Source organism: Nocardioides pantholopis (assembly GCF_003710085.1).
GTDB classification, from domain to species: domain Bacteria; phylum Actinomycetota; class Actinomycetes; order Propionibacteriales; family Nocardioidaceae; genus Nocardioides; species Nocardioides pantholopis.
The window spans coordinates 3,429,654-3,454,843 of record NZ_CP033324.1 but is presented as its reverse complement, the minus strand read 5'-3'; the positions used below and the strand labels follow the sequence as shown (position 1 = coordinate 3,454,843).

General features: G+C 73.7%; 24 protein-coding genes and 1 pseudogene. 22 read left to right on the top strand and 3 right to left on the bottom strand.

Annotated elements, in window-relative coordinates:
• Positions 1 to 35: 35 nt before the first annotated feature.
• The 3 genes and pseudogenes from EBO35_RS20380 to EBO35_RS16590 all read right to left on the bottom strand — a co-directional run.
• A pseudogene (locus EBO35_RS20380) lies at positions 36 to 188 on the bottom strand (RNA polymerase subunit sigma-24); the annotation flags it as partial.
• Between the two features lie 47 nt (positions 189 to 235).
• On the bottom strand, positions 236 to 586 hold the full coding sequence (locus EBO35_RS16595; protein WP_122818709.1) for a YciI family protein: 351 nt from the start codon (positions 584 to 586) through the stop codon (positions 236 to 238).
• A complete protein-coding gene (locus EBO35_RS16590; protein ID WP_122818708.1) occupies positions 583 to 969 on the bottom strand; it encodes a YciI family protein in 387 nt (128 codons plus the stop codon). The genes EBO35_RS16595 and EBO35_RS16590 overlap by 4 nt, the downstream gene beginning before the upstream one ends.
• A gap of 93 nt (positions 970 to 1,062) precedes the next feature.
• On the opposite strand from EBO35_RS16590, the gene EBO35_RS16585 reads away from it, so the two are divergent.
• The 22 genes from EBO35_RS16585 (at position 1,063) to EBO35_RS19565 (ending at position 25,182) form a co-directional block, all read left to right on the top strand.
• Complete coding sequence (locus tag EBO35_RS16585; protein ID WP_122818707.1) at positions 1,063 to 1,911, top strand: ATP-grasp domain-containing protein; 849 nt, start codon at positions 1,063 to 1,065, stop codon at positions 1,909 to 1,911.
• Between the two features lie 196 nt (positions 1,912 to 2,107).
• Positions 2,108 to 3,733, top strand: coding sequence for a chaperonin GroEL (gene groL, locus EBO35_RS16580; RefSeq protein ID WP_122818706.1), 1,626 nt, complete (start codon positions 2,108 to 2,110; stop codon positions 3,731 to 3,733).
• Between the two features lie 184 nt (positions 3,734 to 3,917).
• On the top strand, positions 3,918 to 5,132 hold the full coding sequence (locus tag EBO35_RS16575; RefSeq protein WP_206422585.1) for a nitrate/nitrite transporter: 1,215 nt from the start codon (positions 3,918 to 3,920) through the stop codon (positions 5,130 to 5,132).
• Positions 5,129 to 8,911: a nitrate reductase subunit alpha gene (locus EBO35_RS16570; protein WP_122818705.1), complete on the top strand. Its 3,783-nt coding sequence runs from the start codon at positions 5,129 to 5,131 to the stop codon at positions 8,909 to 8,911. The genes EBO35_RS16575 and EBO35_RS16570 overlap by 4 nt, the downstream gene beginning before the upstream one ends.
• Positions 8,911 to 10,656, top strand: coding sequence for a nitrate reductase subunit beta (gene narH / locus EBO35_RS16565; protein ID WP_122818704.1), 1,746 nt, complete (start codon positions 8,911 to 8,913; stop codon positions 10,654 to 10,656). Before EBO35_RS16570 ends, narH begins: the two co-directional genes overlap by 1 nt.
• Positions 10,653 to 11,393 (top strand): nitrate reductase molybdenum cofactor assembly chaperone, encoded by a 741-nt coding sequence (narJ, locus tag EBO35_RS16560; RefSeq protein WP_122818703.1) that lies wholly within the window; start codon positions 10,653 to 10,655, stop codon positions 11,391 to 11,393. Before narH ends, narJ begins: the two co-directional genes overlap by 4 nt.
• Entirely contained in the window at positions 11,393 to 12,121 is a 729-nt protein-coding gene (gene narI, locus EBO35_RS16555) for a respiratory nitrate reductase subunit gamma (RefSeq protein ID WP_122818702.1), read from the top strand. Before narJ ends, narI begins: the two co-directional genes overlap by 1 nt.
• A 55-nt stretch (positions 12,122 to 12,176) precedes the next feature.
• Positions 12,177 to 12,380, top strand: a complete 204-nt coding sequence (locus EBO35_RS16550) for a hypothetical protein (RefSeq protein ID WP_122818701.1) — start codon at positions 12,177 to 12,179, stop codon at positions 12,378 to 12,380.
• A gap of 29 nt (positions 12,381 to 12,409) precedes the next feature.
• Positions 12,410 to 12,949 (top strand): RNA polymerase sigma factor, encoded by a 540-nt coding sequence (locus tag EBO35_RS16545; RefSeq protein ID WP_122818700.1) that lies wholly within the window; start codon positions 12,410 to 12,412, stop codon positions 12,947 to 12,949.
• Entirely contained in the window at positions 12,946 to 13,620 is a 675-nt protein-coding gene (locus EBO35_RS16540; protein ID WP_122818699.1) for a hypothetical protein, read from the top strand. Before EBO35_RS16545 ends, EBO35_RS16540 begins: the two co-directional genes overlap by 4 nt.
• A complete protein-coding gene (locus tag EBO35_RS16535) occupies positions 13,617 to 14,195 on the top strand; it encodes a nucleotidyltransferase family protein (RefSeq protein ID WP_122818698.1) in 579 nt (192 codons plus the stop codon). The genes EBO35_RS16540 and EBO35_RS16535 overlap by 4 nt, the downstream gene beginning before the upstream one ends.
• A gap of 94 nt (positions 14,196 to 14,289) precedes the next feature.
• Positions 14,290 to 15,168, top strand: a complete 879-nt coding sequence (locus EBO35_RS16530) for an AAA family ATPase (RefSeq protein WP_122818697.1) — start codon at positions 14,290 to 14,292, stop codon at positions 15,166 to 15,168.
• Positions 15,165 to 16,274 (top strand): vWA domain-containing protein, encoded by a 1,110-nt coding sequence (locus EBO35_RS16525; RefSeq protein ID WP_164478003.1) that lies wholly within the window; start codon positions 15,165 to 15,167, stop codon positions 16,272 to 16,274. The genes EBO35_RS16530 and EBO35_RS16525 overlap by 4 nt, the downstream gene beginning before the upstream one ends.
• Positions 16,267 to 17,403: an XdhC family protein gene (locus tag EBO35_RS16520; protein ID WP_122818696.1), complete on the top strand. Its 1,137-nt coding sequence runs from the start codon at positions 16,267 to 16,269 to the stop codon at positions 17,401 to 17,403. Before EBO35_RS16525 ends, EBO35_RS16520 begins: the two co-directional genes overlap by 8 nt.
• Before the next feature lie 16 nt (positions 17,404 to 17,419).
• Positions 17,420 to 17,764 carry a cupin domain-containing protein gene (locus EBO35_RS16515; protein WP_122818695.1) on the top strand — a complete coding sequence of 115 codons (345 nt, stop codon included), beginning with the start codon at positions 17,420 to 17,422 and terminating at the stop codon, positions 17,762 to 17,764.
• A 3-nt stretch (positions 17,765 to 17,767) separates the two neighbouring features.
• A complete protein-coding gene (locus EBO35_RS16510) occupies positions 17,768 to 18,811 on the top strand; it encodes an alpha/beta hydrolase family protein (protein ID WP_122818694.1) in 1,044 nt (347 codons plus the stop codon).
• Positions 18,812 to 18,863: 52 nt separating this feature from the next.
• Positions 18,864 to 20,105, top strand: a complete 1,242-nt coding sequence (locus EBO35_RS16505; protein ID WP_122818693.1) for a sigma-54-dependent transcriptional regulator family protein — start codon at positions 18,864 to 18,866, stop codon at positions 20,103 to 20,105.
• 329 nt (positions 20,106 to 20,434) lie between these two features.
• Complete coding sequence (locus EBO35_RS16500) at positions 20,435 to 20,920, top strand: (2Fe-2S)-binding protein (RefSeq protein WP_122818692.1); 486 nt, start codon at positions 20,435 to 20,437, stop codon at positions 20,918 to 20,920.
• Positions 20,917 to 23,397 (top strand): xanthine dehydrogenase family protein molybdopterin-binding subunit, encoded by a 2,481-nt coding sequence (locus EBO35_RS16495; protein ID WP_122818691.1) that lies wholly within the window; start codon positions 20,917 to 20,919, stop codon positions 23,395 to 23,397. The genes EBO35_RS16500 and EBO35_RS16495 overlap by 4 nt, the downstream gene beginning before the upstream one ends.
• Positions 23,394 to 24,248, top strand: coding sequence for an FAD binding domain-containing protein (locus EBO35_RS16490; RefSeq protein ID WP_122818690.1), 855 nt, complete (start codon positions 23,394 to 23,396; stop codon positions 24,246 to 24,248). Before EBO35_RS16495 ends, EBO35_RS16490 begins: the two co-directional genes overlap by 4 nt.
• Positions 24,248 to 24,985 (top strand): SRPBCC family protein, encoded by a 738-nt coding sequence (locus EBO35_RS16485; protein ID WP_122818689.1) that lies wholly within the window; start codon positions 24,248 to 24,250, stop codon positions 24,983 to 24,985. Before EBO35_RS16490 ends, EBO35_RS16485 begins: the two co-directional genes overlap by 1 nt.
• 50 nt (positions 24,986 to 25,035) lie before the next feature.
• Positions 25,036 to 25,182, top strand: coding sequence for a hypothetical protein (locus EBO35_RS19565; RefSeq protein WP_164478002.1), 147 nt, complete (start codon positions 25,036 to 25,038; stop codon positions 25,180 to 25,182).
• Positions 25,183 to 25,190 lie beyond the last annotated feature (8 nt).

Genomic DNA, 25,190 nt, shown 5'->3' with positions numbered 1-25,190 from the left:
GCCCGGTGCCGGCCGGCGACCGCCTCGCTACGCAGCCGGTCGACGACCCGCCGCCGGGCGGCGGTCAGCAGCCAGGCGCTCGGGTTGTCGGGGACGCCGGAGCCCGACCAGGTCCGGGCCGCCGCCTCGACCGCGTCCGCGAGGGCGTCCTCGGCCAGGTCGAGCCGCCCGGTCCGGGCGACGAGCAGGGCCAGCAGCCGGCCCCACTCGGCGCGCAGAACCTCCTCGAGCGGGGTCAGAGCTCGACCTCCACGACCGGCCGGACCTCCACGGCGTACTCGCGCGGCAGCAGCGCGGCCAGCTGGACCGCGTCCTCCATCGACGGCACGTCGATCAGGTAGAGGCCGCCGAGCTGCTCGACCGCCTCGGCGTACGGGCCGTCGGTGACCGGCCGGTCCGCGCCGGGCCGCACCGTGCGGGCCGCCCCTGGGTGGTCGAGCGCCTCGCCGGCGAGTACCGACCCCCGCTCGGCGACCGCCGCGTCGAAGGCAGTGAAGTCGGCGACGACGCGCTCGCGCAGGGCCGCGTCGGCCCGGTCCCACTTGGCGAAGTGGTCCTCCTCGGCCATCAGCACCAGGAACTTCATGCCGGGTCCCCCTCCGGGTCGACGGTCGCGCGTACCTCGACGCCGCCGTCGCCGTCGGCCAGCAGCGTGCAGATCTCCAGCAGGTCCTCGGGGTCGTCGCTGCGGACGAGGTAGAAGCCGCTCAGCTGCTCGACCGACTCGGCGTACGGGCCGTCGGTGACCAGCGGCCCGTCGGCGCCGGAGCGCACGGTCCTGGCGGTGCGGGAGTGGGCGAGCTCGGCGCCGCCGACGACCTGGTGCCCGCGCTCGGCGAGCAGCCGGGAGAACTCGCCGTGCCGGGCATAGGTCGCCGCACGCTGCTCGGCGGTGGCGCGCTCCCAGGCGCCCTCGTCGCCCGGCAGCAGCACGGCGTACGTCGTGGTCGTGGGGGTGGTGGGTTCCATCGGATCCTCCTGGTCGGTCGAGTCTGTCACTGCGATGACGGGCGCGGGGGAACGAAATCGACACGGTTCGCCGGACGGTCCTAGGGTCGCCGCGTGAGTGACGTCCTCCTGGTGACCTGCGCCCTGCTGCCCGACGGCGAGGCCGGCGGCGACCTGCTGGTGGCGCAGCTCGCCGAGCGCGGCCACACGGCGCGGTGGGCGGTCTGGGACGACCCGGCCGTCGACTGGGCGGCCGCGGACCTGGTCGCGGTCCGCTCGGCCTGGGACTACCAGCGGCGCTGCCCGGAGTTCCTGGCCTGGGCGCGCTCCACGGCCGCCGTCACGCCGGTGCTGAACGGCCCGGACGTGTTCGCTTGGAACGCCGACAAGCGCTACCTGCTCGACCTCGCGGCGCTGGTGCCGGTCGTGCCGACCGCCCTGCTCGACGAGGCGGGCCTGGTCCCCGGGCTGACCGCGGCCCTCGAGCGCTGGGGGACCGTCGTGATCAAGCCGCGCACCGGCGCCGGCGGGGTCGGGGTCGTGGTCGCCGACAGCCTCACCGACCTGCGCCTGGAGGGGCTGGTCGTGGCGCCGTGGGTGGTGCAGCCGCTGGTCGAGTCGGTGCGCACGAGCGGCGAGAGCTCGGTCTACGTGCTCGGCGGCGGCGCGGTCGCGCAGGTCGACAAGGCGGCGACGGGGGAGGAGATCCGGGTGCACGAGCTGTACGGCGGGAGCTCGCGGCCGGTGCCGCTGGACGCCGACGCCGCGGTGCTCGCCGAGGACGCCGTCCGGGCCGCCGCCGGCCTCCTGGACGCCGATCTCCCCTACGCCCGGGTCGACCTGATGCGCGGTGCCGGCGGCTGGGTGGTCAGCGAGCTGGAGCTGATCGAGCCGGGCCTCTACCTCGACGTGCAGCCCGCGCTGGCGGGCCGCTTCGCAGACCTCGTCGCGCGCTACGCCTGACCCCGCACCCGCTTGCACTCGACAGGGGCGAGTGCTAAACATGACGCTGGCACTCGTAGCATGAGAGTGACAACACGGATCGGTGTCAGTTGAGGCCACCGCGCCGGCGAGAAAGGGTTCGCCGGTCAGCGTGGCCGTCCGTCGCGGGCGACCCACCGAGCCGCCAAACTCCCAATCGTTAAGGATCGCAGGAGTTATGCCGAAGCTGATTGCATTCGATGAGGAGGCCCGGCGCGGCCTCGAGCGTGGCATGAACACGCTCGCCGACGCCGTGAAGGTCACCCTCGGCCCCAAGGGCCGCAACGTCGTGCTCGAGAAGAAGTGGGGCGCGCCCACCATCACCAACGATGGTGTGAGCATCGCCAAGGAGATCGAGCTCGAGGACCCGTACGAGAAGATCGGTGCCGAGCTCGTCAAGGAGGTCGCCAAGAAGACCGACGACGTCGCGGGCGACGGCACCACCACCGCCACCGTGCTCGCCCAGGCCATGGTCCGCGAGGGGCTGCGCAACGTCGCGGCCGGCGCGAACCCGATGAGCCTCAAGCGCGGCATCGAGGCCGCCGTGGCCGCCGTGTCCGAGCAGCTGCTCGCCGTGGCCAAGGACATCGAGACCAAGGAGGAGATCGCCTCCACCGCCTCGATCTCCGCCGCTGACACCACCGTCGGCGAGATCATCGCCGAGGCGATGGACAAGGTCGGCAAGGAAGGCGTCATCACCGTCGAGGAGTCGAACACCTTCGGGCTCGACCTCGAGCTCACCGAGGGCATGCGCTTCGACAAGGGCTACATCTCGGCGTACTTCGTCACCGACACCGAGCGGATGGAGACGGTCCTGGAGGACCCCTACATCCTGATCGCGAACCAGAAGGTCTCGAACGTCAAGGACCTGCTGCCGCTGCTCGAGAAGGTCATGCAGTCCGGCAAGCCGCTGGTGATCATCGCCGAGGACGTCGACGGCGAGGCTCTCTCCACGCTGGTCGTCAACAAGATCCGCGGCACCTTCAAGTCCGTCGCCGTCAAGGCCCCGGGCTTCGGTGACCGCCGCAAGGCCATGCTCCAGGACATCGCGATCCTGACCGGTGGCCAGGTCATCTCCGAGGAGGTCGGCCTCAAGCTCGAGACCACCGACGTCGCGCTCCTCGGCCAGGCCCGCAAGGTCGTCATCACGAAGGACGAGACCACGATCGTCGAAGGCGCCGGCGACGCCGCCCAGATCGAGGGCCGGGTCAACCAGATCCGCGCCGAGATCGAGAACTCCGACTCCGACTACGACCGCGAGAAGCTGCAGGAGCGCCTGGCCAAGCTGGCCGGCGGCGTTGCGGTCATCAAGGTCGGCGCGGCCACCGAGGTCGAGCTCAAGGAGCGCAAGCACCGCATCGAGGACGCCGTTCGCAACGCGAAGGCGGCCGTCGAGGAGGGCATCGTCGCCGGCGGCGGCGTCGCCCTGGTGCAGGCTGCGGCCGTGGCGTTCGACAAGCTGGACCTGGTCGGCGAGGAGGCGACGGGCGCGAACATCGTGCGCGTGGCCACCGAGGCGCCGCTGAAGCAGATCGCGATCAACGCCGGCCTCGAGGGCGGCGTCGTGGCGGAGAAGGTGCGCAACCTGACCCCGGGTCACGGCCTCAACGCGGCCACCGGCGAGTACGTCGACATGCTCGCTGCGGGCATCATCGACCCCGCCAAGGTCACCCGCTCGGCGCTGCAGAACGCCGCGTCGATCGCCGCGCTGTTCCTCACCACCGAGGCGGTCATCGCCGACAAGCCCGAGAAGACCCCGGCCATGCCGGACCCCTCGGGCGGCATGGGCGGCATGGACTTCTGAGCAAGTCCTGACGCCTCCGCGTCGTACCCGGCAGGGCCCCCGCTTCGGCGGGGGCCCTGCTGCGTTTCCCGCCGGATCTCCCGCCAGGGTTGGAATTGCGCCCTCGGGGCACCCGTGACCTTCGCCCGCTTCTCTGTCATGGTGAAAACCCACAACGTGTGACTCGGAACACATGTGAGGCGCGATGAGCGAGCAGTCCACGCACGGCCGAGTGGGCAACCCCTGGGTGATGCTCGCGATGGCGACCCTCGGCTTCGCGCTGAACTTCTGGGCCTGGGCGCTGCTCAGCCCGCTGGGTCCGCTCTTCCGCAAGGAGGGGACGCTCGGCGACATCAGCGAGTCCGACGTGTCGCTGATGGTGGCGGTGCCGGTGGTCGTCGGCTCGCTCGGCCGGATCTGGATCGGCGCCCTCACCGACCGCTACGGCGGCCGGATCATGTTCCCCCTGGTCTCCGCGGCGACGATCGTGCCGATCCTCTTCCTGGCGTTCGTCGCCATCGACTCCTACGCGCTGATCCTCGTGGGCGGGTTCTTCCTCGGCATCGGCGGCACCGCCTTCGCCGTCGGCGTGCCGTTCGTGAACGCCTGGTTCCCCCCGCAGCGGCGCGGCCTGGCGACCGGCATCTTCGGCATGGGCATGGGCGGCACCGCCATCAGCGCGCTGACCACCGTGAAGATCTACGAGAACATCGACGAGACCGCGCCGTTCCTGATCACCGCGGCCGTCCTGGCGGTCTACGCGGTCGTGTCGTGGCTGGTGCTGCGCGACGCCCCCGACCGGCAGGTGCCGACCACGAGCCTGGCCCAGCGGTTGCGCTCCAACGCGGTGCTGCCGATCACCTGGCAGGCCTCGATCCTGTACGCCGTGGCGTTCGGCGGGTACGTCGCGTTCTCGGTCTACCTCCCGGCCTACCTCCAGACCGCCCACGACCTGAGCGCCGCCGACGCCTCGAACCGGATGGCCGGCTTCGTCGTGGTCGCCGTGCTGATGCGCCCGGTCGGCGGCTGGCTGTGCGACCGGGTCGACCCGGTGCTGGTCCTGGCCGCGACCTACGCCGTGGTGGCCGTGGGTGCCGCGATCACCGCGGGCAACCCGCCGCTGGACGGGATCGGAACCGTCGCGTTCCTGGTGATGGCGGCCGCGCTCGGGATGGGCAGCGGTGCCACCTTCGGGCTGATCGCGCAGGCCGCCGAGCCGGCGCGGGTGGGCGGCGTGACCGGGATCGTGGGCGCGGCCGGTGGCCTGGGCGGCTTCGTGCCGCCGCTGCTCATGGGCTACATCTACGGCCGCACCGACTCCTACGCGATCGGGCTGTGGCTGCTGGCGATCACCGCGGCGCTGACCCTGCTCCTCACCGTCACCGTCGTCCGTCGTACGAAGGAGTTGGCGCACGCATGACCACGCACCCCGACCGCACCCGCTCCACCGGGTCCGAGCCCGACGCGAAGGCCGGGCTGGACAGCTCGCTGACCGAGGCCCTGGTCGGCACCCGCCGCTACTTCACCAAGGGCCGGGTCTCCGCGGACCGCCGGACCCTGACCAAGGAGGGCGGCCGCAGCGCCGACGACTTCTACCGGGACCGCTGGAGCCACGACAAGGTCGTGCGCTCCACCCACGGGGTCAACTGCACCGGGTCGTGCTCGTGGAAGGTCTACGTCAAGGACGGGATCATCACCTGGGAGACCCAGCAGACCGACTACCCCTCCGCGGGCCCGGACCGTCCGGAGTACGAGCCCCGCGGCTGCCCGCGCGGCGCGGCGTTCTCCTGGTACACCTACTCGCCCACCCGGGTGCGCTACCCCTACGTGCGCGGGGTGCTGCTGGAGATGTACCGCGAGGCCAAGGAACGGCACGGCGGCGACCCGGTGCGGGCCTGGGCCGACGTGGTCGGCGACCCGGAGCGGGCCCGGACCTACAAGGCGGCGCGCGGCAAGGGCGGGCTGGTCCGCGCGACCTGGGAGGAGGCCGTCGAGCTGGTCGCCGCCGCCCACGTGCACACGATCGCGGCCTGGGGGCCGGACCGGATCGCGGGGTTCTCCCCGATCCCGGCGATGTCGATGGCCTCGCACTGCTCGGGGTCCCGCTTCATGCACCTGCTCGGCGGCTCGATGCTGAGCTTCTACGACTGGTACGCCGACCTTCCGGTCGCCTCCCCGCAGGTCTTCGGCGATCAGACCGACGTGCCGGAGTCCGGGGACTGGTGGGACGCCGGCTACCTGATCATGTGGGGCTCCAACGTCCCGGTCACCCGCACCCCCGACGCGCACTGGATGACCGAGGCCCGCTACCGCGGCCAGAAGGTCGTCGTCGTCGCGCCCGACTACGCCGACAACGTGAAGTTCGCCGACGAGTGGCTCGCAGCCAACCCCGGCACCGACGGTGCGCTGGCCACGGCGATGGGCCACGTGATCCTGCGGGAGTTCTTCGTCGACGCCGAGACGCCGTACTTCCGCGGCTACACCAAGCGCTACACCGACCTGCCGTTCCTGGTCCGCGTCGACCTCGTGACCGACCCCGACACCGGTGCGCAGTCCTACCGGCCCGGCAAGTTCCTCACCGCCGAGGACCTGGCCGCCCACCGCAGCGAGGAGAACGCGGCGTTCAAGACCGTGCTCATCGACGCCCTCACCGACGAGCCGGTGGTCCCCCCTGGCAGCCTCGGGCACCGCTTCGGCGCGTCGGGCGCCGGCCGGTGGAACCTCGACCTGGGGGGCGTCGACCCGCGGCTCACGCTGGCGGACGGCGCGAGCGAGTCCGTCGTCGTCGAGCTGCCGCGCTTCGACAACCCCGACGGAGTCGCCGGCACCCTGCGCCGGGGGGTGCCGGTCCGCACCGTCGACGGCCACCTGGTCACCACGGTCTTCGACCTGATGCTCGCCCAGTACGGCGTGGGCCGTCCCGGCCTGCCTGGCGAGTGGCCCACCGGCTACGACGACGCCGACGCGCCGGGAACCCCCGCGTGGCAGGAGCGGTTCACCGGCGTGCCCGGCGAGGCCGCGGCCCGGATCGGACGCGAGTTCGCCCGCAACGCCGCCGAGTCCCGGGGCCGGTCGATGATCCTGATGGGGGCCGGGACCAACCACTGGTTCCACTCCGACACGATCTACCGCGCGATGCTGGCGCTCACCACGCTGACCGGCTGCCAGGGCGTGAACGGCGGTGGCTGGGCGCACTACGTGGGCCAGGAGAAGGTCCGCCCGATCACCGGCTTCAACCACGTGACGAACGCGATGGACTGGAGCCGGCCGCCGCGCAACATGATCCAGACGGCGTACTGGTACCTCAACACCGACCAGTTCCGCTACGACCACTTCGGCGCCGACACCCTCGCCGCCCGGACCGGCAAGGGCCAGCTCGCCGGCAAGAGCACCGCCGACGTGATCGCCCAGAGCGCACGGATGGGCTGGTCGCCGTCGTACCCGACCTTCAACCGGAACCCGCTGGAGCTCGCCGACGAGGCCGCCGCCGTGGGGCGCAGCACCGTCGAGCACGTCGTCGCTGGCCTCCGGGACCGCTCGCTGCGCTTCGCCAACGAGGACCCCGACGCCCCGGAGAACTTCCCGCGGATCCTCTCGATCTGGCGGGCCAACCTGCTCGGCTCGTCCTCGAAGGGCAACGAGTACTTCCTCAAGCACCTGCTCGGCGCCGGCTCCTCGCTGCGGGCCACCGAGACCCCCGAGGAGCTGCGCCCGCGCGACGTGGTCTGGCGCGAGCAGGCCCCCGAGGGGAAGCTCGACCTGCTGCTGACCCTGGACTTCCGCCAGACCAGCAGCACGCTGTTCTCCGACGTCGTGCTGCCGGCGGCCACCTGGTACGAGAAGCACGACCTCAGCACCACCGACATGCACCCGTTCGTGCACTCGTTCAACCCCGCGATCGCCCCGCCCTGGCAGAGCCGCACGGACTGGGACGCCTGGAAGGCCATCGCGGAGAAGTTCAGCGAGCTGGCCGGGCCGCGGCTCGGCACCCGCCGCGACCTGGTGGCGGTCCCGCTGATGCACGACACCCCCGACGCGATGGCGAACCCGCACGGGGTGGTGCGGGACTGGAAGGCGGGGGAGTGCGAGCCGGTGCCGGGCGTGACGATGCCCAAGCTGGTCGAGGTCGAGCGGGACTACGGCGCGGTGCTGGCGAAGATGACGGCCCTCGGCCCGCTGCTGGACAAGCTCGGCGCCACCACCAAGGGCGTGACCTTCGACCTGGCCCGCGAGATCGACTACCTGCGCGCCAAGAACGGCGCCGTGCGCGGGGGGCCCGCGGACGGCCGGCCGGTGCTGTCCCGCGACGTGCACGTGTGCGAGGCGATCCTCAGCCTCTCCGGCACCACCAACGGCCACCTGGCCGTGCAGGGGTTCAAGCAGCTCGAGCAGCGCACCGGCTTCGAGCTACACGACCTGGCGGCCGAGCACGAGGGCAAGCAGATCACCTTCGCCGACACCCAGGCCGCGCCGGTCCCGGTGATCACGTCCCCGGAGTGGTCGGGCTCGGAGAGCGGCGGGCGGCGCTACTCGCCGTTCACGATCAACGTCGAGCGGCTCAAGCCGTGGCACACGCTCTCGGGGCGCCAGCACTTCTACCTCGACCACGACTGGATGAGCGAGCTCGGCGAGGGACTGCCGATCTTCCGGCCGCCGCTGAACATGGCGGCGCTGTTCGCCGAGCCCCCGATCGGCGACGTGGCCGGACCGAACGGCTCGGGGTCCGGCAGCCCGGCGGTCGAGGGGGTGACCGTGCGCTACCTGACCCCGCACAACAAGTGGTCGATCCACTCGGAGTTCCAGGACAACCTGTTCATGCTCGCGCTCTCCCGCGGCGGCCAGATGATCTGGATGAGCGACCGGGACGCCGCCAAGGTCGGCGTGGCCGACAACGACTGGATCGAGGCGGTCAACCGCAACGGCGTGGTCGTGGCCCGGGCGATCGTCTCGCACCGGATGCCCGAGGGCACCGTCTACATGCACCACGCCCAGGACCGGCTCGTCGACGTGCCCCTGGCGGAGGCCTCCGGCAAGCGCGGCGGCATCCACAACTCGCTGACCCGGCTGCTGGTCAAGCCCAGCCACCTCATCGGCGGATACGCCCAGCTGGCCTGGGCCTTCAACTATCTCGGCCCGACCGGCAACCAGCGCGACGAGGTCACGGTCATCCGCAAGCGGAGCCAGGAGGTGCAGTACTGATGCGTGTGATGGCCCAGATGGCGATGGTGATGAACCTCGACAAGTGCATCGGGTGCCACACCTGCTCGGTGACCTGCAAGCAGGCGTGGACCAACCGGACCGGCACCGAGTACGTCTGGTTCAACAACGTCGAGACCCGGCCCGGCCAGGGCTACCCCCGGCGCTACGAGGACCAGGAGGAGTGGCAGGGCGGCTGGGAGCTGAACAAGCGCGGCCGGCTCGCGCTCAAGGCCGGTGGCCGGTGGAAGAAGCTGGCCACGATCTTCTCCAACCCCAAGATGCCCTCGATCCAGGACTACTACGAGCCGTGGACCTACGACTACTCCACGCTCACCGACGCCCCGGCCCAGGAGCACACCCCGGTCGCCCGCCCGACCTCGCTGCTCTCCGGCAAGGACATGAAGGTCGAGTGGTCCTCGAACTGGGACGACAACCTGGGCGGCTCGGCCGCCACCGCCGAGCACGACCCGATGCTGAAGAACATCGCCGACAAGGTGAAGTTCGAGTTCGAGCAGACGTTCATGTTCTACCTGCCCCGCATCTGCGAGCACTGCCTGAACCCCTCGTGCGCGGCCTCGTGCCCCAGCGGCGCGATCTACAAGCGCACCGAGGACGGCATCGTGCTGGTCGACCAGGACCGCTGCCGCGGCTGGCGGATGTGCGTGTCCGGGTGCCCGTACAAGAAGGTCTACTTCAACCACCGCACCGGCAAGGCCGAGAAGTGCACGTTCTGCTTCCCCCGCATCGAGGTCGGCCTCCCGACCGTCTGCGCGGAGACCTGCGTCGGCCGGCTGCGCTACATCGGGCTGGTGCTCTACGACGCCGACGCGGTCCTCGAGGCGGCCTCGGTGCCCGACGACCACGACCTCTACGAGGCGCAGCGCTCGGTGCTGCTGGACCCGAACGACCCCGAGGTGGCCCGGGCGGCCGAGCGGGACGGGATCCCGCACGACTGGGTCGAGGCGGCGCAGCGCTCGCCGATCCACGCGCTGATCAACGTCTTCCGGGTGGCCCTGCCGCTGCATCCGGAGTACCGCACGATGCCGATGGTCTGGTACATCCCGCCGCTCTCGCCGGTCGTCGACGTGGTCCGGGACACCGGCTACGACGCGGAGGACCGCGGGAACCTGTTCGCGGCGATCGACGCGCTGCGGATCCCGGTGGAGTACCTCGCCGAGCTGTTCACCGCCGGCGACGTGGCCCCGGTGGACCGGGTGCTCAGGAAGCTCGCCGCGATGCGCTCCTACATGCGCGACATCAACCTGGGCCGGGAGCCGGACGGCTCGATCCCGGCCGCGGTCGGGATGGGCGAGGAGGAGATGTACGACATGTACCGCCTCCTGGCGATCGCGAAGTACGACGAGCGCTACGTCGTCCCGCCCGCGCACGCCGAGCAGGCCCACTCCCTGGAGGAGCTCGGCACCGAGTGCGCGGTCTCGGAGTACGGGGGCGGTCAGCGCGGGCTGTTCGGGGAGGGCTCGGGCACGGCCCAGCCGATCGCGGTGGAGAACTTCCAGATGCTCCAGGACCGGCAGACCTCCGACTCCCTCGCGGCCCGCTCCGACAAGCCGTCGCGGGTGAACCTGCTGAACTGGGACGGCAAGGGCGCCCCGGAAGGCCTGTTCCCACCGGCCTCCTCCGGGCCCGGGCCGGTCACCGACACCGGCCCGCCCGACACCAGCGCGGACGGGGCGACCGGCCCCGGCGGCACCGGCGGTCTGACCGGCGGGGCGGACCACCGATGAGACGCCCCGGCCTGCCGTCGCGCCGCCGGCGTACCGGCGGGCTCAGCGCCGACGAGCTGACCTGGGCCTGGCAGTCGGCCTCGCTGCTGCTCGGCTACCCCGACGAGGAGTCGCTGGCCCGGCTGCCGCTGGTGCGGCGCGCGGCGCAGGCGCTGCCCGGCCCGGTGGGGGAGCGGCTGCTCGGCACCCTCGAGCACCTCGCGGGGACCCCGCCGGCGCAGCTGCAGGCGGAGTACGTCGAGACCTTCGACAACCGACGCCGGCACAACCTGTTCCTCACCTACTTCGCCCACGGCGACACCCGCAAGCGGGGGTTGGCGCTGCTGCGGTTCAAGCAGGTCTACCTGGCGGCGGGCTTCGCCCCCGCGGAGGACGAGCTGCCCGACCACCTGTGCGTGGTGCTGGAGTTCGCCGCCACCGTCGACCCCGACGCCGGCCGGGGGCTGGTCCTCGACCACCGGGCCGGGCTGGAGCTGCTGCGGGTCTCGCTGACCGAGACCGGGTCGCCGTGGGCGGGCGCGGTCGCCGCGGTCACCGCGACGCTGCCGCCGCTCGGGGACGACGAGCGCGGCGCCATCCAGCGGCTCGCCGCCGAGGGCCCGCCGGCGGAGGAGGTCGGGCTCACGCCGTACGGCACGCCGGGCTTCGACGCCGGGCCCGCCGCGGGGCCGAGCGCAGGACCGGGCGTCGCCGGACCCACCCCGCTGCCGATGCCGACCTTCCCCGGAGCGCGCTGATGGACACCTTCTTGTGGATCGTCGTCCCCTACATGTGCCTGACGGTGTTCGTGGTGGGGCACGTCTGGCGCTACCGCTACGACAAGTTCGGCTGGACCACCCGGTCCTCCCAGCTCTACGAGGACCGGCTGCTGCGGCTGGGCTCGCCGCTGTTCCACTTCGGCATGCTCGGGGTCGTCGGCGGCCACATCATCGGGCTGCTGATCCCGCGTGGCTGGACCGAGGCGATCGGGATCGGCGACCACCTCTACCACTACATCGCGGTGGTCGGCGGCCTGATCGCCGGCGTCGCGGCGACTGTCGGCATGGTGATCCTGATCTACCGCCGCCGCACCGTCGGCCCGGTCTTCTCCGCGACCACGCCCATGGACAAGGTCATGTACCTGTTCCTCGGCCTGGCGATCCTGCTGGGGATGTGGAACACGATCGCGGGCTCGATCTTCACGATCGGCGGTGACTACAACTACCGCGAGGGGGTCTCGGTCTGGTACCGCTCGTTCCTGGCCTTCGACCCCGACGCCTCGCTGATGGCCGAGGCGCCGCTCGGCTTCCAGCTGCACGCGCTGGTCGCGTTCGCGCTGTTCGCGCTGTGGCCCTTCACCCGGCTCGTGCACGTGTTCAGCGCCCCGGTCGGCTACCTGACCCGGCCCTACATCGTCTACCGCAGCCGCGACGCCCGGCTCGGCAGCCACGCTCCCCGTCCCGGTTGGGAGCCGGCCGACCGCTGACCCGGCCGGCGTCCTCTACCGTGGCGCTCGACCCGGACCCTGCGAGGAGCGAGCCATGTACTTCGACACCAAGCCCTGCGACGTCTGCGGGGGAGAGGTCCGGCTGCGGGCCCACCGGCCGCCGACCGACGAGGAGCAGCCCGGCCCGGTCGGGCCCTCGGACGGCGTGGTCGGAGACGCCGACTCCACGGTCGACGAGCGGGTGTGCACCAACCCGGACTGCCCGACGAACCAGGCCGGCGGCCCGGGGCCCGGGTGAGGGAGCGGGACCCGGGTACTGACCTGAGCGTGGAAGACCGACGCGCCCGCTTCGAGGAGCTCGCCCCGGGGCTGGTGGACCCGCTGCGGCGGTTCCTGGCCCGGCGCACCGACCCCGCGACCGCCGAGGACGTCCTCGCCGACACGCTCCTGGTCTGCTGGCGACGGCTGGACCAGGTGCCCGCCGAGCCGCTGCCCTGGGCGTACGCCGTGGCGCGGCACTGCCTGGCGAACGCCGAGCGCAGCGCCCGGCGCCAGCGCCGGGTCGCCGCCAAGGTGGCCACGATGGATCCGCCGGCCACTGCGACTCCCGGCCCGAGCGGCGACGGCGCGGGCGGCGACGGGGCGCTCGACGCCGCGCTCGCGGCGCTACGCCCCGCCGACGCCGAGCTGCTGCGGCTGTGGGCCTGGGAGCGGCTGGAGGCGGCGCAGATCGCGCAGGTGCTCGGCGTGACCCCGAACGCCGCGGCGATCCGGCTGCACCGCGCCCGACAGCGACTCGCGGCGGAGCTGCGAAAGAGCGCGCCGGTGTCCGGACATGAGGAGTCGAGAGAGGGGAGGAGTCGATGAACGAGCACCACACCGGCCCGGGCGAGGACCGCCTGCGGGACCGGCTGCGCGCCGCCGACCCGGCGTCCTCCCTCCCGCCGGCCGGTCCCGAGCGGACGGCCCGACTCCTGGAGGCCACGATGACCGACGACGTCGACCGGCTCGCCCGATCCCGCGCGGCGGCGCCGACCGAGGGCGCCCGTGGCCGGGGTCCCCTGACCTGGCTGGTCGCCGGAGCCGCGGTCGTCGTCATCGCGGGAGCCGCGGTGTTCACGGTCACCGCCGCCGACGACGACGAGCCCGAGCTGCCGAGCGCCCAGGAGACCCTCCGCGCGCCGTCGGGCCGGGCGGACGTGACCGAGCTGAGCGCCGCCGCCGCGCCGGGACGCTGCGCGGTGCCGACCCCCGCGGCGCTCGCCCGCCAGGAGCTCGCGTTCGAAGGGACCGTCCAGGGGGTCGACGAGGACGTGGTGGTGCTGGCCCCCACCACCTTCTTCGCCGGCCCCGAGACCGACCTGGTCGAGGTCCAGGCCCCCGCTGCGCAGCTCGACCTGCTGCTCGACACCGTGCCGTTCCAGGTCGGGCGCAGCTACCTGGTGGCCGCGTCCGGCGGCCGGGTCTCGCTGTGCGGGCTCACCGGCCCGGCCACCCCGGACCTGGAACGCCTCTACGACGACGCGTTCGCCCGATGACCGTCGCCGTCCACGGCCTGCTGCTCGCGGCGGGTGCCGGCACCCGGATGGGGATGCCGAAGGCGCTCGTGGAGGACCAGGACGGGTCGTGGCTGCGCCGCTCACTTCAGGTGCTGGCCGACGGCGGGTGCAGCGGGGTCACCGTCGTGCTCGGGGCCGCGCTCGAGGAAGCGCTGCCGCTGCTCGACGGCGTCGCCGGAGCCGCGGGGACCACGGTCCAGGTCGTGGTCGCCCACGAGTGGGCCCAGGGCATGTCCGAGTCGCTGCGGGCCGGGCTGGAGGCGCTGGCCCCGACCGCGGTCCCGGCCGCGCTCGTCACGCTCGTGGACCTGCCCGACGTCACCCCCGAGGTCGTACGCCGGGTCGCGGCGGCCGCGGACGGCCCCGCGGCCCTGGCGCGCGCGACGTACGACGGACGGCCGGGGCACCCGGTGCTGCTCGGGCGCGACCACTGGGCCGCGATCTGCGCGAGCGTCGACGGCGACAGCGGCGCCCGGGACTACCTCGCCGAGCACGACGCCCGCGCGGTCGAGTGCGGTGACCTGGCCACCGGCCGGGACGTCGACAGCCGCTGACCGGAGCAACCGCCGAGGATTGCCAGCCTTCCGGCGCGCCGACTGGAGAACTCTGCCCACCACCGGGGCCAGTGGGCGACGTAGCCTGGGGCCCATGGAGCCGACGTCCGCCGCCGAGGTCGCCCAGCGTCTCGGGGCCACCGGCTACCTCTGTGACGACGAGCTGGCCACCGTGGTCTTCCTGGCCCTGCGGATGCAGCGCCCGCTGCTCCTCGAGGGCGAGCCGGGCACCGGCAAGACCGCGCTGGCCGAGGCCGTCGCGCAGAGCCTCGGGCTGCCGCTGGTGCGGCTGCAGTGCTACGAGGGGATCGACGCCACCCAGGCGCTCTACGACTGGGACTTCCCCCGCCAGATCCTGCACCTGCGGGCCCTGGAGGCCGTCGCCGGCGCGGCCGGCGGCGTGGAGGAGGCCGAGAAGAGCCTCTACGACGAGCGCTTCCTGCTGGCCCGCCCGGTCCTGGCCGCGCTGCAGCAGGCCCCGGCGGTGCTGCTGGTCGACGAGATCGACCGGGCCGACGACGAGTTCGAGGCGTTCCTGCTCGAGGTGCTCTCGACCTACCAGGTGACGATCCCCGAGCTCGGCACCGTCCGGGCGACGACGCCCCCGATCGTGGTGCTGACCTCCAACCGCACCCGCGAGCTGCACGACGCGCTCAAGCGCCGCTGCCTCTACCACTGGATCGACCACCCCGGCCTGGAGCGCGAGGTGGCCGTGCTCCGCTCCCGGGCCCCCGAGGTGCCGGCGGTGCTCGCCGCCCAGGTGGTCGCGATCACCCAGCAGCTGCGCGCCGAGGGCGGGCTGCAGAAGCCGCCGGGCGTCGCCGAGACCCTGGACTGGGCCCGGGCGCTGCACCACCTCGGCTCCACCGAGCTCGACCTCGCCGGCACGGCGGCCACGCTCGGCGCGCTGGTGAAGTACCGCGAGGACGGCGACCGGGTCCGCCAGGCGCTCGGCCGGATGCTGAAGGCGTGAGCACCGTGCACGGGGCCGACGAGGTGCTGCTCGGGTTCGCCCGCGCGCTCCGGGCGGCCGGGGTGCCGGTCACCTCGGACCGGTCCCGGGCCTACCTGGACGCGGTGGCGCTGGTCGGTCTCGGCGACCGGGGCGCCACCCGGGCCGCCGGGCGGGCGACGCTGTGCGGGTCCCCCGACGACGTGACCCGCCACGACCAGGTCTTCAGCGCGTGGTTCGGCTCGCCCGAGGACCTGCCCCGGTCCCGCCCGGCGCCGGCGACGCGACCGGCGTACACCGACCTGCCGGCGACCGACGCCGACGGGGAGGGGGAGGACGCCGAGGCCGACGAGATCGTCCGCGCCGCGGCCAGCGACCAGGAGGTGCTGCGCCACCGCGACGTCGCCACCCTCGACCCCGCCGAGCGGCAGCGCCTCGCCGCGATGTTCGCCGGCCTCCAGGTCCGGGTGCCGCGGCGGCGTACGGCGCGCCACGTCGCGGCCTCCCGCGGCCGGGTCGACGCCTCCCGCACGCTGCGGGCCAGCCTGCGCCGGATGGGGGAGCCGGCCGAGATCCGCTGGCGTCGCCGCGGCGCACGCCCGCGGCGGGTCGTGCTGCTGGTCGACGTGTCCGGCTCGATGAGCGCGTACGCCGACCCGCTGCTGCGGCTGGCGCACCGGATGACGCAGGCCGCGCCCGGGGTGGAGACGTTCACGATCGGCACCCGGCTCACCCACCTGACCCGGGCGCTGCGGGTCGCCGACCCCGAGCGGGCGCTGCTCGCCGCCGCCGAGACCGTCCCGGACTGGTCCGGGGGGACCCGGCTGGGCGAGACCCTGCAGGTCTTCCTGGACCGGTGGGGCCAGCGCGGCACCGCCCGCGGCGCGGTCGTCGTGGTCTTCAGCGACGGCTGGGAGCGCGGCGACCCCGCCCTGCTCGCCGCCCAGGTGGCCCGGCTGCGCCGGGTCGCGCACCGGGTGGTGTGGGTCAACCCGCACCGCGGGAAGGCCGGCTACGAGCCGGTCCAGCAGGGGGTCCTGGCGGTGCTGCCGCACGTCGACGACTTCGTGGCCGGCCACTCGCTGGCCACCTACGCCCGGCTGATGGAGGTGGTCGCCGGTGCGTGAGGTGCTGCCCGAGCTGCTGGCCTGGTGGGAGGCCGGCGAGACCGTCGGCGTCGGCACGGTCGTGGCGACCTTCCAGTCCGCGCCCCGCCCGCCCGGCGCCTCGATGCTGGTCGGGCCGGACGGCACCGCCGTCGGCTCGGTCTCCGGGGGCTGCGTCGAGGGCGCGGTCTACGAGCTCGCCCAGGAGGTGGTGGACTCCGGCGCGGCCGTCCTGGAGCGCTACGGCGTCTCCGACGACGACGCGTTCGCGGTGGGCCTGACCTGCGGCGGCATCCTCGACGTGTACGTCGAGAAGGTCTCCCGCGAGACCTTCCCCGAGCTCGGCGAGATCGCTGCCGACATCGAGGCCGGCCGCCCGGTCGCGCTGGCCACTGTCGTCGAGCACCCGGACCCGGCCTGGGTCGGGCGCCGGGTCGTGGTGCGCCCGGACGTCCCGCTGGCCGGCAGCCTCGGCTCCCCGCGCGCCGACGCCGCGGTCCACGACGACGCGCTCGGGCTGCTCGCGGCCGGGCACAGCGCGACGCTGGGTTACGGCCCGGACGGCGAGCGGCGCGGCGAGGGGATGCGGGTCTTCGTCTGGGCGTTCGCCCCCAAGCCGCGGATGCTGGTCTTCGGGGCCATCGACTTCGCCGCGGCGGTCGCACGGGTCGGCAGCTTCCTCGGCTACCACGTCACGGTCTGCGACGCCCGGCCCGTCTTCGCCACCGCGACCCGGTTCCCCGAGGCCGACGAGGTGGTCGTCGACTGGCCGCACCGCTACCTGGAGGCGGAGGTCGCGGCCGGACGGATCGACGCGCGCACGGTGATCGCGGTGCTGACCCACGACCCGAAGTTCGACGTGCCGCTGCTCGAGGTGGCGCTGCGGCTGCCGAACCTGGCCTACGTCGGCGCGATGGGCTCCCGGCGTACCCACGAGGACCGGCTGGACCGGCTGCGCGAGGCCGGCCTGGGCGCGGCCGAGCTGGGCCGGCTGCACAGCCCGATCGGGCTCGACCTGGGCGCCCGCACGCCCGAGGAGACAGCGATCAGCATCGCCGCGGAGATCATCGCCGGGCGCTGGGGCGGCTCGGGGGAGCGGTTGGGTACCACCCAGGGGCGGATCCACGCGCACGACACCCCCGTCCCCTGACAGTTCCGGAGGAACCATGACCGCCACGTCCCTGACCGCCCTCGCCGAGAGCCAGCTCACCGCGGCACGGGAGGCCTCGGCCGGCCGCGCCGCCGTGACCGTGTACGGCGGTCAGGAGCACGACCTGCGCCAGACGCTGATCGCGCTGGCCGACGGTCGGGCGCTCGGGGAGCACGAGTCGCCGGGCGAGGCCACCCTGCAGGTGCTGCGCGGCCGGGTCCGCCTCCAGGCCGGCGAGGACGCCTGGGAGGCCGCGGCCGGGGAGCTGCTGGTCGTCCCGGACGCCCGCCATGACCTGGCCGCCCTCGAGGACGCCGTCGTGCTGCTCACCGTCGCCACCAGCGCCATCCCGGCCCACTAGCCGATGCGCCGGGCGGGAGCAGCAGCGGTCGCGCTGCTGCTCCTCGCCCTGATGGCGGGATGCACCGAGGACGCGGACCCCGATCCCGGCCCGGGCCCCGAGGCCCGCTCCGGCAGCCCCGCGCCGCAGCCGCCGGCACCGCCGTCCGAGGCCCCCGAGCCGGGGGCCACGCTGCCGCCGCTCACCTCCCGGACCTCGCTGCCGGCACTGATGCGCGAGGAGGTGCGCGGCGGGCGGATCCGGCGTACCGAGCGGCTGGCCGGGACCGAGAGCTGGACCAGCTGGGCGGTGACCTACCGCGTCGACGGGGCGACGGTCTCCGGCGAGCTGCTGGTGCCCACCGGCCGCGGGCCGTTCCCGGCGCTGGTGCTCAACCACGGCTACATCGACCCCGCGATCTACACGCTGGGCCGCGGCATGTCGCGCGAGCAGGAGTGGCTCGCGGCGGCCGGGTTCGTCGTGCTGCACACCGACTACCGCGGCCACGCCGGCTCCGACCCGGTCGGGGACCTGGACCGGGAGTCGCGGCTGGCCTACACCCGCGACGCCATCGGGGCGGTCCGCGCGCTGGAGCGCGAGGCGTACGTCGACTCCGAGCGGCTGGGCATGGTGGGCCGCTCGATGGGCGGCGCGGTCACCTACAACGCGCTCGTCACCCACCCCGACCTCGTCGACGCGGCGGTGGTCTTCGCGCCGGTGAGCTCGGACTTCATCGACAACCTGCGCCGCTGGACGGTCCCCGAGCGCCCCGACCAGGCCGAGCGGCTCTACGCCCGGCTCGGCGGCAGCCCGGCCGAGAACCCGCGCTCCTACCGCGAGCTGTCCGCCCGCACCTACTTCGACCGGGTCGAGGTGCCGGTCCTGATCCACCACGGGACCGCCGACGACAGCTGCCCGGTCGCGTGGTCGCGCACGACGCACCAGCTGCTGACCCGGGCCGGCGTGGACAGCACGCTGCAGATCTACCCGGGGGAGGGGCACGCGTTCGGCCCCCGGTTCGCGGACTCGATGCGACGCACCGTGCGCTTCCTGCGCCGCGAGCTGTAACCGGCCGCTGCTCGCCCTGTGATCCGGGTCACCCCGGTGCTAGCGTGCCGCCATGGTGGCCACGGCGGGCTCCGACCTCGCGGCCCGCCGGCACCTGGCGGTGCAGGCGTGGACGGCGTTCCTGGAGTGCTCCGACGAGGTCGGGGCCGGGCCCGGCGTACGTCCTGAGATCCTCTCCAGCTGGTCGCGCTCCCGCGCCGCGGTGGCCCCCGACGTGGAGGAGGCGCCGCTGGCCGACGAGGACGAGACCGCGGCGCTGTGGCGCGGCTCCCCGCTCCAGGTGGCGGTGCAGGAGGTGCAGGCCGAGCTGCGGCGTACCGCCGAGGACGGCGACCTGGTCGTGGCGGTCACCGACCCCGAGACCCGGATCCTGTGGACCTACGGCGGCCGGGTGATGCGCCGCCGGGCCGAGCGGGTCAACTTCGTGCCGGGCGGCCGCTGGGACGACCGCTCGGTCGGCACCAACGCCCTGGACCTGGCGAACCGGACGGCCGCCCCGGCGGTGGTGTTCAGCGCCGAGCACTACGCCCCGATCGTGCACAACTGGGTCTGCTGGGCCGCGCCGCTGCGCGACCCGGTCACCGGCACCCAGCTCGGGGTCCTCGACCTCTCCACCACCTGGGACCGCACCCACCCCATCGGGCTGGCGACCGCGCGGGTGCTGGCGCGGCTCATCGAGTCCGCGATGCCGGCGACCGCGGCGTACGCCGACGCTCCGGGGACGCCCGAGGTCGGGCTGGTGCTGACGCTCCTCGGCACGGCCGAGGCCTGGCTGGACGGCCGGCGACTGGCGCTCAACCGTCGCCAGAGCGAGATCCTGGCCCTGCTCGCACTGCACCCCGAGGGGCTCTCGCTCGAGCAGCTGCATGCGCTCCTCTACGGCGACCAGGCGGTCACGTTCTCCACCCTCAAGGCCGAGGTCTCGCACCTGCGCGCCGCGCTGGGCGGACGGCTCTCCTCACGCCCCTACCGGCTGCTGATGCCGGTCACGACCGACGTCGACCGGGTGCTCAGCCTGCTGCGCCGCGGCCGGGTGCGGGCCGCCGTCGAGGCCTACGGCGGCGGCCTGCTGCCCGGCACCGACTCCCCGGCGCTCGGCGAGCTCGCCGAGTATGTAGCGGTCGCGCTGCGCGAGGCGCTGCTCGCCGACCCCGACCCCGACGCCGTGGTCCGCTACAGCGAGCACGCGCCGTACGACGCGGAGGTGCTGGAGGTCTGCCTGGCCGTCCTCGCGGGCCGCCCGCACCCCGCCGCCCCGCTGCTCAAGGGACGCCTGGCCGTCGCCCGGGGGTAGCCCGTCCCAGGCCTCCGGTGATCCAGCCTTCCGGTGGTCGAGCCGTGAGGCGCCCCGGTGCATCGGTGGTCGAGCCGTGAGGCGCCCCGCCTGGCCCTGGTGGTCGAGCCGTGAGGCGCCCTGGCGCCGAGCGTGTCGAGACCCGCACTGCCGCCGTCTCGACGCGCGCCACGCCCTCGCAGGCTCGGCCGTGCCGCTTGCTCGACCGGGACGGCCGCGCCCCCGCGCTCGTGCCTCGCGCGTGGACGGTCCGCCCCCAACCATCGACCAACCATCGGGACCTACCGTGTGACCGCCATCACAGCCTGGGCACTGCGCAAGGGGGACCCATGACCCGGATCAGCCTCACCGTCGACGGCTCGAAGGTGAGCGACGACGTCGAACCCCGGATGCTGCTCGTGCACTACCTGCGCGAGCGGCTCGGCAAGACCGGCACCGTCGTCGGCTGCGACACCAGCAACTGCGGGGCCTGCACGGTGCACCTGGACGGCACCAGCGTGAAGTCCTGCAACGTGCTGGCGGTCCAGGCCGACGGGGCCAGCGTCACCACGATCGAGGGGCTGGCCACCGACGGGGTCCTGCACCCGGTGCAGGAGGCGTTCCGGGAGTGCCACGGTCTCCAGTGCGGCTACTGCACGCCGGGGATGATCATGCAGAGCGTCGCGCTGCTCGAGGAGAACCCGCACCCGAGCGAGGAGGAGATCCGGCTCGGGCTCGAGGGCAACCTGTGCCGCTGCACCGGCTACCACAACATCGTGCGGGCCGTGCAGCACGCGGCCGGACCGGCCTCCGAGGGATCGGGGGCCTCGGCATGACCGCGACCGAGGCCCGTCCCGAGACCCAGCCGGAGATCGGCCGGGACCGGCGCCGCAAGGAGGACCAGCGGCTGATCACCGGCCGCACCCGCTGGACCGACAACATCACGCTGCCCGGGATGGTGCACGTCGCGCTGGTGCGCAGCCCGTTCGCGCACGCCCGGATCACCGCCATCGACACGACCGCGGCCAAGGCGGCCACCAACGTCGTCGACGTGTTCACCGGCCAGGACCTCGCCGAGACCCAGGGTGTGCTGATCAACGCCTGGCCGATCACGCCGGACCAGAAGACCCCGACCCACCTGCCGGTCGCGATCGACCGGGTCGCGTTCGCCGGGGAGGTGGTCGCGGTGGTCGTCGCCCGTACCCCGGCGGAGGCCCGCGACGCCGCCGAGCTCGTCGACGTCGACTACGACGTGCTCCCGGCCGCCGTGGACCTCAAGGAGGCAGCCGCGGACCGGGTCCTGGCCCACCCCGACCTCGGCACGAACCGGTCGGCCCACTGGGTCTTCGACTCCGGGGAGGCCGGCACCGGCGGCGACGTCGCGGAGGCGATCGCCCGGGCCCGCACCGACGGCATCGTGATCGAGCGGGAGTACCGCCAGCAGCGGCTGATCCCGGCGTTCATGGAGCCCCGCTCCACCGTGTGCGACCCGACCGGGGAGCAGCTGACCGTCTGGTCGGCGACCCAGATCCCGCACATCCTGCGCTACGCGCTGGCCGCCACGACCGGCATCCCCGAGTCGAAGCTGCGGGTGATCGCGCCGGACGTCGGCGGCGGCTTCGGCGGCAAGCTGCAGACCACCCCGGAGGAGTGGCTGACCGTCGCGGTCGCCCGGCGGCTGGGCCGGCCGGTCAAGTACACCGAGACCCGCAGCGAGTCGCTGATGGCCGGCCACCACGGCCGCGACCAGTGGCAGCGCCTGACCCTCGCCGCCGACCGCGACGGCCGGGTCACCGGCCTGCACGTCGACCTGCTCGCCGACCTCGGCGCCTACGTCTCGCTGGTGGGCGGCGGCGTGCCGGTCCTCGGCGCGTTCATGTACAACGCGATCTACAAGTTCCCCGCCTACCGCTTCGAGGCCCAGACGGTCCTGACGAACAAGACCTGGACCGACGCCTACCGCGGCGCCGGGCGCCCGGAGGCGACGTACGCCATCGAGCGGCTGATGGACGAGCTGGCCGCCGCGGTCGGCGTCGACCCGCTGGAGATCCGGGAGCGGAACTGGATCCGGCACGAGGAGTTCCCGTTCACCACCGTCGCGGGCCTGGAGTACGACTCGGGCAACTACGAGGCCGCGACGGCGCGGGCCACCGAGATGTTCGGCTACGACGAGCTGCGCGCCGAGCAGCGCCGGCGCCGCGAGGCCGGCGACCCGGTCCAGCTCGGCATCGGGGTCTCGACCTTCACCGAGATGTGCGGCCTCGCGCCGTCGCGGGTGCTCGGCTCGCTCGACTACGGCGCCGGCGGCTGGGAGCACGCGAGCGTGCGGATGCTGCCGACGGGCACCGTCGAGGTCGTCACCGGCGCGAGCGCGCACGGCCAGGGGCACGAGACCGCGTTCAGCCAGATCGTCGCGGACCGGCTCGGAGTGCCGTTCGAGAACGTCGAGGTCCTGCACGGCGACACCCAGGTCGCGCACAAGGGCCTGGACACCTACGGGTCCCGGTCGCTCGTCGTGGGTGGGGAGGCGCTGGTCCGGGCCGCCGACAAGGTGATCGAGCGGGCCCGACCGATCGCCGCGCACCTGCTCGAGGCGGAGCCCGGCGACCTGGAGTTCCGCGGCGGCCGGTTCGCCGTGCGCGGCACCGACCAGGGGATGGCGATCACCGACATCGCCGCCGCGGTGTTCGCCGCCCACGACCTGCCCGACGGCGTCGAGCCGAGCCTCGACTCCGAGGCCACCTTCGACCCGGTGAACTTCAACTACCCGCACGGCACCCACCTGTGCGCGATGGAGGTCGACACCGAGACCGGCCAGGTGCGGATGCGCTCCTACGTCTGCTGCGACGACGTCGGCAACGTCATCAACCCGCTCATCGTCTCCGGGCAGGTGCACGGCGGGCTGGTCCAGGGCATCTCCCAGGCCCTGTGGGAGGAAGCGGTGCACGACGAGTCCGGGACGCTGGTGTCCGGCTCGTTCGTGGACTACCTGCTGCCGACGGCAGCGGACACGATCAGCTTCGCTGTCGACCACACCACGACCCCGGCGCTGACCAACACGCTCGGCACCAAGGGCGTCGGGGAGGCCGGCACCATCGCGTCGACCCCCGCCGTCGTCAACGCCGTGGTGGATGCCGTGCGCCATCTCGGGGTGCACGACGTCGCGATGCCGTGCACGCCCGAGCGGGTCTGGCGGGCGATCCACGAGGGCGGAGCGGGCGGCGACACCGAAGGCGCCGCGGCCCCGCACTTCGACGCGTCGACGGGCCAGGAGGGCACCGTGGACCGCACGTCCGGAGGAGGACACCCATGATCCCGGCCCCGTTCGACTACCTGGCCCCGACCACTGTCGAGGAGGCCCTCGCGGCACTCACCGAGCACGGTGACGAGGCCAAGATCATGGCCGGCGGGCAGAGCCTGCTGCCGGTGCTGCGGATGCGGCTCAACGCCCCGGAGCTGGTGATCGACCTGCGCCGGATCGAGGGGCTGCGCGGCGTCCGCGACGACGGCGACTCGATCGTCGTCGGCGCGATGACCCCGCACTCCGTCGTCGGCTCGCACCCGCTCGTGGCCCAGTACGCCGGGCTCGTCACCAAGGCCGTCGAGCACCTGGCCGACGCCCAGATCCGGCACCGGGGCACCTTCGGCGGCGCGCTGGCCCACGCCGACCCGGCCGGCGACCTCGGCGCCCCGACCCTGGCGCTCGGAGCCGAGTTCGTGGTGGCCGGTCCCGGTGGCACCCGGACCGTGCAGGCGGAGGACTTCTTCCTCGGCCTGTTCGAGACCGCGATCGGCGAGGACGAGATCCTCACCGAGGTCCGGCTGCCGAAGCATCCCGGCTGGGGCGCCCGCTACGAGAAGTTCGTCCGGGTCGCGCACCAGTGGCCGATCGTCGCGGTCGCCGCGACCGTGCGGCTCGAGGGCGGCGTCATCGCCGAGGCGCGGGTCGGGCTGACCAACATGGGGTCGACCCCTTTGCGGGCCCGCGCCGTCGAGGATGCCCTGGCCGGGCAGCCGCCCACCGAGGACGCCGTACGCGTGGCGGCGCAGCTGGCGGCGGAGGGCACGGACCCGCCCTCGGACCTCAACGGCGAGGCGGACTACCGCCGGCACCTGGCGGGCGTGCTCACCCGTCGGGCGGTGCTGGCCGCCGCGGGGGCCTGATGGACCTCCAGCACCGCTTCTCGGTCCCGACGCCGCCCGCGGTGACCTGGGCGCACTTCAACGACATCGCCGCGGTCGCCGAGTGCTTCCCGGGTGCCACGGTCACCTCGGTGGAGGACGACACGTTCACCGGCTCGGTGAAGGTCAAGCTGGGCCCGATCGCGCTCGTCTACACCGGCTCCGGCACGTTCGTGGAGAAGGACGAGGTCCAGCACCGGTTCGTGGTCGAGGCCCGCGGCAAGGACAAGCGCGGCAACGGCACCGCCGGTGCCACCGTCACGCTCACCATGACACCGGGCGGCAAGGGCACCGACGTCGAGGTGGTCACCGACCTGGCCGTGACCGGGAAGCCCGCCCAGTTCGGGCGGGGCGTCATGCAGGACGTCTCGGACAAGCTGCTGGGCCAGTTCGTGGCCTGCCTGGAGCAGCGGCTCTCCGGCGGGGTGCCGGCGGCGGCGGTGCAGCCGGCCGTCGAGCCGCCGCCCGGCAACCTGGGGCCGCCGGCCCCGCCACCCGTTCCGCCTGTCGCGGAGGAGGCAGCCCCCGCCTCGCACCGGCGCGAGAGCGACACCCTGGACCTGGGGGCCGCCGCGGCACCTGCCCTGGCCCGGGCGTACGGCGCCCGGGCGGCGGCGGTCCTCGGTGGCGTGCTCCTGGCCGGATGGCTCCTGCGCCGCCGACGCCGCGAGCACCGCGGGCGCCGGCGGGGTGCGCAGAGCCGCCGCCGGGGCCGTTAGGGCGGCCGCTCGCGGGGCACCGGGGTGTCCCACCGGATCCAGGAGGACCCATGAGCCAGCAGCCCGGCGAGAACCCCGACGGCACCCACGACCAGGACGCCGAGCCGGCCTCGCAGCCCGACGGCGCCGCGGCGGAGGAGGCCCCTGCCGAGGACGAGGACCAGGACGCGGGACCGGCCTCTCAGCCGGACGTCTGAGTCGGGTC